This window comes from Vibrio genomosp. F10 str. 9ZD137 (assembly GCF_049974785.1).
Lineage (GTDB): Bacteria > Pseudomonadota > Gammaproteobacteria > Enterobacterales > Vibrionaceae > Vibrio.
This window is the reverse complement of sequence record NZ_JBNGCJ010000721.1, coordinates 1-5,986: the sequence shown is the minus strand read 5'-3', so window position 1 is coordinate 5,986 and position 5,986 is coordinate 1. Positions and strand designations below refer to the sequence as shown.

Annotated in this window: 9 protein-coding genes; 2 read left to right on the top strand and 7 right to left on the bottom strand. The window is 41.2% G+C overall.

Going from position 1 to position 5,986, the window contains the following annotated elements; genetic code table 11:
• On the bottom strand, positions 1 to 920 hold a 920-nt coding region (gene cobT, locus ACP45E_RS17200; protein ID WP_069585310.1), incomplete at its 3' end, for a nicotinate-nucleotide--dimethylbenzimidazole phosphoribosyltransferase.
• Between the two features lie 411 nt (positions 921 to 1,331).
• Between cobT and ACP45E_RS17195 the strand changes: the two genes are divergently transcribed.
• Positions 1,332 to 2,021 carry a hypothetical protein gene (locus ACP45E_RS17195; RefSeq protein WP_017036630.1) on the top strand — a complete coding sequence of 230 codons (690 nt, stop codon included), beginning with the start codon at positions 1,332 to 1,334 and terminating at the stop codon, positions 2,019 to 2,021.
• A 314-nt stretch (positions 2,022 to 2,335) separates the two neighbouring features.
• Positions 2,336 to 2,833, top strand: coding sequence for a fasciclin domain-containing protein (locus ACP45E_RS17190; protein ID WP_017036629.1), 498 nt, complete (start codon positions 2,336 to 2,338; stop codon positions 2,831 to 2,833).
• Positions 2,834 to 3,146: 313 nt separating this feature from the next.
• Here ACP45E_RS17190 and ACP45E_RS17185 read toward each other — a convergent pair whose 3' ends face one another.
• From ACP45E_RS17185 to ACP45E_RS17160, 6 genes are all read right to left on the bottom strand, one after another.
• Positions 3,147 to 3,395 carry a DUF3297 family protein gene (locus ACP45E_RS17185; RefSeq protein ID WP_017036628.1) on the bottom strand — a complete coding sequence of 83 codons (249 nt, stop codon included), beginning with the start codon at positions 3,393 to 3,395 and terminating at the stop codon, positions 3,147 to 3,149.
• 179 nt (positions 3,396 to 3,574) lie between these two features.
• On the bottom strand, positions 3,575 to 3,952 hold the full coding sequence (locus ACP45E_RS17180) for a VOC family protein (RefSeq protein WP_017037431.1): 378 nt from the start codon (positions 3,950 to 3,952) through the stop codon (positions 3,575 to 3,577).
• A gap of 52 nt (positions 3,953 to 4,004) precedes the next feature.
• Positions 4,005 to 4,265, bottom strand: coding sequence for a hypothetical protein (locus tag ACP45E_RS17175; RefSeq protein ID WP_017037430.1), 261 nt, complete (start codon positions 4,263 to 4,265; stop codon positions 4,005 to 4,007).
• A 115-nt stretch (positions 4,266 to 4,380) separates the two neighbouring features.
• Positions 4,381 to 4,743 carry an MmcQ/YjbR family DNA-binding protein gene (locus ACP45E_RS17170; RefSeq protein ID WP_017037429.1) on the bottom strand — a complete coding sequence of 121 codons (363 nt, stop codon included), beginning with the start codon at positions 4,741 to 4,743 and terminating at the stop codon, positions 4,381 to 4,383.
• A gap of 115 nt (positions 4,744 to 4,858) precedes the next feature.
• Positions 4,859 to 5,521 (bottom strand): YoaK family protein, encoded by a 663-nt coding sequence (locus tag ACP45E_RS17165; protein ID WP_017036624.1) that lies wholly within the window; start codon positions 5,519 to 5,521, stop codon positions 4,859 to 4,861.
• 141 nt (positions 5,522 to 5,662) lie between these two features.
• On the bottom strand, positions 5,663 to 5,986 hold a 324-nt coding region (locus tag ACP45E_RS17160; RefSeq protein WP_141707387.1), incomplete at its 5' end, for an SDR family oxidoreductase.

Here is a 5,986-nt window from a genome sequence, read left to right as displayed (position 1 = left end):
AGTGAGAGATCAAGCAATGGGTCTGCCCCGAGTTCTTCCAGCAGTGTTTGGTGCGGAGATTCTTTCGATTTGTGTGCAAAAATCATATAGGCACGGCAGTCAGGCTCAATTAAGGTAGCAACGTAAGCGGCCACGGTCACGATAAAGCCATCAACAATCACGGGAACGTTCTGTTTATAGGCGCCAATAAATGCACCCACCATTTGAACGATTTCAAACCCTCCCACCTGTGAAAGCACATCGATTGGATCATTGGATAAGCATCGTTTGACACCTTGTGAAACAAGCTGATGTTTTTTATGCAGTTGTTCAGGGGTAATCCCTGTGCCTAGCCCTACGCATTCGCTCACTTCACGCTGACTCAATGCAGCCATGATGGCCGAAGCACTACTGGTGTTACCAATACCCATTTCACCAAATATCACCACATTAGTGCCTTGTTGGATAAGGTCGGTCACGATGGTCTGACCGAGTTCAATGCCTTCCTTCACCGTTTTTTCACTCATAGCCGCTTCCAGAGCAAAATTTTCTGTTCGGGCCCCAAGCCGCTGATTAATGAAATCCTTATGATCGAAGTCAACCGGATTCATTATGCCTGTATCGACCACTTTCATCGCGACATTGTTCACTCGGCAAAAACAATTGATTGCCGCGCCTCCTGACAAGAAATTGAGAACCATCTGCTGGGTAACGGCACTAGGCGCAATACTGACACCTTCATCGGCAATCCCGTGGTCTCCAGCAAACACGATTACCGTCGGCATAGTAATGCTTATTTTATCTGTAACCTGCTGTTTGCCTTGGCTTTGAATGGTTGCCAACTGAAACGCCAGTTGTTCAAGCTGCCCTAAGGCACCAAGCGGTTTGGTTTTAGTGTCAATGCGTTGTTGAATGGCTTCAGAAAAGGTGTGTTGCAACATGATGGGTAAGCTCTCATCGTTTGGGCATGGCGCTATCTAACTTATTAAATTAGCGACTATGTCTGGTAAGTCCTTTTAAATTTATCGGTTCAGTTTAACTCGAAATCAACATGTTAACTATTAAACAAGTGCAATCGAAATGGGAAATGTTGATTCAACACAAACCTGATCACCCAAACCGCCTGTAGAATCGACCTATAAACTCATGACCCTATCGTAAAAGAGATGAGGGTTTTAGGTTTGTCGCAGACTCTCTATATAGTCACACTTAACAGCATTTATCACTTGTTTTTTTACATTAGGTCACAGAAGGTGCTTTACTGTTTCTATATATTTTGATTAATCCATTTTCTAGTGGCATTTCAATTCAAATTGCTTATGCGACAAGGCAACACATTTAGGACGATTTGAATGAGTATTCCGGGTGATAACACAGCAGTGATTCTAGCGGGTTCTTCTGGGCTTGTTGGCACTGAAGTGTTGAAACAAGTACTAGAAGACGACTCTATCTCACACGTTTATGCATTAGCACGTAAAGAGCTTCCTTTCTTTCATTCAAAGCTTGAGCAAATTCTTGATAATGAATTGCGTGTTTTAGAATGGAACAAAGAAAACCCAAAACCGAACATTGGCATCATCAGCTTAGGCACAACGCTTGAACAAGCCGGTTCCAAAGAAAAGCTAGAAGAAGTCGATTATCAGCTGGTGTGTGATGTTGCTCAATCAATGAAAGTACTCGGAGTAAAGAAGCTGGCGGTGGTTTCAAGTATTGGTGCCTCCCCTTATTCGTTTTCACACTACTTAAAGTGTAAAGGAAGAATGGAACAAACGATTAGCAGCATAGGCTTTGAAAAGCTTGTTTTTGCCCAGCCTGGTCCATTGGTTGGTTTACGAGATGAACCTAGAAGAAATGAAGCGGTGGTCGAGTACATCCTCAAAATGCTTACGCCACTTATGATCGGGCCTTTGACAAAATACGTTCCAATTAAGGCCAGCCATGTTGCTACAGCAATGCTGTGTGACATTTTTGATGACAGCACTGAATCTGAGAGGACAATAGATAGTGCTGAAATGGAACGATTACATGCACAATGCCGTTAATTGGCACAACTTTACGATATCTATAATTCTATGCGTTTAAGAATCTAGCGATAAAAATAACTGATTAAAAAAAGAATTATGGCATTTTATTTAACATCTAAGCAGTCCGTTAACGTGTCGTAATACATCCTATCCATACCCTCCAATAACTAAGATGTTATGTATCTTCCCTCGCCTTCATCTAAAACACACCTCTCTCTTTGAAATAGAAATCATCACTAAAATAAATTTTAAAATAAATGTGATCGCTTTATTTCTTTTAATCGTAACTATCTCTGAAACACAAACTCTGCGATTAAAAAAGGAATAATAATATGTCTATCAAAATAACTGCTGCTTTAACTATGTTACTGGCTACTTTGTCTTTTTCTACTACCGCGGTGGCACATAACCACGGCATGAAGGAAGATATCGTTGATGTTGCTGCCGGAAACGGATCGTTTAACACCCTTGTTGCTGCGGTAAAAGCTGCCGGTCTTGTTGACACATTGAAAGGTGATGGACCATTTACTGTTTTGGCTCCAACTGATGAGGCCTTCGCTAAACTGCCAGAAGGTACGGTTGCTATGCTACTAGAACCAGAAAACAAAGATAAGCTTGTGGCGGTTCTAACCTACCACGTTATCGCAGGTAAAGTAATGGCTGCTGACGTTGTTAAACTTGATAGTGCGACAACCGTACAAGGCCAAACGGTTATGATCAAAGAAAGCTACGGCAAAGTAATGATTAATAACGCAAATGTGGTCGCGACTGATGTAAAAGCAAGCAACGGCGTTATTCACGTTATTGACACGGTTTTATTGCCAAAATAAATTCACACCTTTTAATCAGAACAAACAGGGCGGTTAATACGCCCTGTTTTCAATCGTTTTGAGTCGTTAAATATAAAGCCGACACCCTGTATAGAATAGGTTATATGAAGGGCTATTATTTCCCTTAAATTATTTTAATTTTATTATGTCCGTTTTAAACATTCAGGTTTATGATTAAAAAAACAATGATAAAACGACCGTTAAACTTCTATTAAAATAAAAAAGAGCCTAAATCTCTTTAGGCTCTTCATATTATATAGGATAAAATAAACTTAGGTGAATACACTAAGATTATTAATCGCGTAAGAACTGATTAGCTGTAAAAAGCTTCAACAGTGCCTTTTAATGTGATGAGAATTGGCTGGCCGCGACGATCAAGCGCTTTAGGAGAGGGGATCTTTACCCAACCTTCACTGATGCAATATTCCTCGACATCGAAACGCTCTTTGCCGTTAAGACGAATACCAATTTTATGTTCAAAACAGGCTGCCACATGGTGAGGGCTGCGAGGGTTACCCGCAAGGCGGTCTGGTAGAGCAGGTTGCGATGTAGTGTCGTTCATATTCGAAATCTGTAGTAACTATAAAGTGCGCCATTGTAGTCAATATAAGACCAACGCTCAAGAGTTACAGCAACCGACGACACTCTTCGCTTACAAATCGTCATTAATAATCACTCTCTACTAACCTTAGAAAGTAGAAAGATATTGGGCCTAAATGTTAAGGGGCTAGATACTGGATGCTAGGAGACTAGGCCCTCAGTGCCTTGGCTTTCCGACCAAACAGCAAACTCATTGCCACTGGGTTCGGTAAAGTGGAAGCGACAACCACCAGGAAATTCAAATATGTCTTGAATGATTTTACCGCCATTCTCAGTCACTTTGTGAAGCGTTTCCTGTATATTCTCGCTATAAAACACAATTAGTGCACCACCCTTTTTCGTTTCATTGCAAGCGTCAGATCGAAAAAAGCCACCATCTAAACCTTGATTATTAAACGCGATATAATCGGGACCAAAATCGACGAATTCCCAACGAAATGTGGATGAAAAGAATGATTTTGTTGCATTCAAATCATGAGCGGGCAATTCAATATAGTTGAGCTTTTCGTGTTGTTGCATCCTATCCATCCTAAACCGTTCCTAATGACGTTTTCTAATCTGCGACCCTATATTAGTCGTGACTTTCGCCACCAACTTTTGATTTGAATTGATTTCCATGTGATTGATAAACTTCCGAGTACCCTTCCCATCCATCATTATCACGAGTACGGGATACGAGCCCATCTCCGTAAAGCACGATCATAGAGAATGAGATATGAATGACCAAAAGTGCTCCTAATGCATAATCCGATTCGTGAAGAAAGAAAAAACCGAGTACAAAAACGAGACTGGAAATAATCACCATCAATGTATTTTTTGTTGTGGTTTGCATACTAACCATCCGTGATGTAAGAATTTGTAACTATTCTAACGTTTGTTGAGCGTACATTCTTCGAGTCAGTTAACAGATACATGGGCAAACGTACTTTCCGAGATTCATAACAGACTCAGACTTCTATCCCTAACTCTGTTCGTTTTCTTTTGCTCAAACCCATAGATACAATGCGATAAGATTCAGAAAGGTAATACTTTAGATCATCATCTAGCTTACCTGACGTCTCTGTTTGCTGAATCCATTTCATGCCACGATTCGCAAAATAAGGAGCAGGAATATACCCTTCGCTATCACTCAGAAAATCATAGTTTTGTTCCGAGGTTTTAAACGTAAATGCTGGGCTGTTATTTTTGCTCCACCCACCAATCGCAAACACTTTCCCTCCAACTTTCCAAACATTCGAGTCACCCCATTGCACCACGTGAGTCGTCGCAGGGAATGACGCGCAGAACCGATTAAATTGTTGATAATCCACTAATCCTATCCTCCAAGTAATTATGTGGCCTAAATGAAATCGATTGACGCGATTAACCTTATTGATACGATTTACGCGTTTAGTCGACTTAGAATTAAACTCAGCATTAGATCCACTATCGGCCAAATCGGGCGTTGTACATTGAGTACGATACAGCCAGAATCATACAAGTCGCCGCTGGTATCAATAAGGCGTAAAAGTATAACGCACCAAAAGATATGGCCCCTAAAGTGCCACCTAAAATGAAGCCGCTAATGATCAGTAAAAACAGTAATGCTTTTCTATTATCAAACGGTTCACCCCTTAATTTTGCTCCTATCATAATACCTAGGTCAGTAAAAATTCCCGTTACGTGTGTGGTTCTAATCACAGCGCCGCTAAACGTCGTGACAAGAGCATTTTGTAATCCACACGCAGCAGAAGCAAAATAATGGCCAGGCAACGCATTCTTGGTTAAAAAGTAAATGGAGAATAGAAGGAAAATGGCCTCTAAAAAAAGTAACCGACTGTAGTTACGCCCCAATTGAAGTGCTCCGCTACGCAAGTAAAAACCAGATATAGCCGCACCAGCAATAAAACTCATGAGAACCAACAACAAATGGGAAATGGTATTAAACGATGAAGTAACCATCCCTGTGCCTATCATCGTCGCAGTACCCGACAGATGTGACACAGATTGATGGTTAAAACCTAGTAAACCAATTGAATTGATAAAACCCGCGATAAGCGCTAGAACAAACGCGCCGTATTCGATCCAACGAGGTAATTTTGAAATCACAAGTATCCTTTAGGCTGCAACCGCCATATTAACGAGGAGGAAAGCATTATATCGAGAATCGATACATGCTCAAAATACAGCACTAAATGAAGAGGAACAATATAACTCTCGTCTTTGTGGTGACAATCCAGATATCTCGATTTACAAACCACCAGCTAGGTCAAGATAATTTCCGGTTGAAAATGACGATTTTTCTGATGCTAGCCAATAGATCGCTTCCGCGACTTCTTCCGGTTGTCCGCCTCTTTGAAGAGGAATAACGCTTTTTAGCCTTTCTATTCGCTCTGGTTCTCCACCGTCAGCATGCATATCTGTATGAATGAGCCCCGGACGCACACAATTAACCCGGATACCTTCCGCCGCGACCTCGAGTGATAAACCTTTGGTTAACGTATCGATTGCGCCTTTTGATGCTGCATAATCTATGTATTCATTCGGAGAGCCTGAACGAGATGCACCCGATGA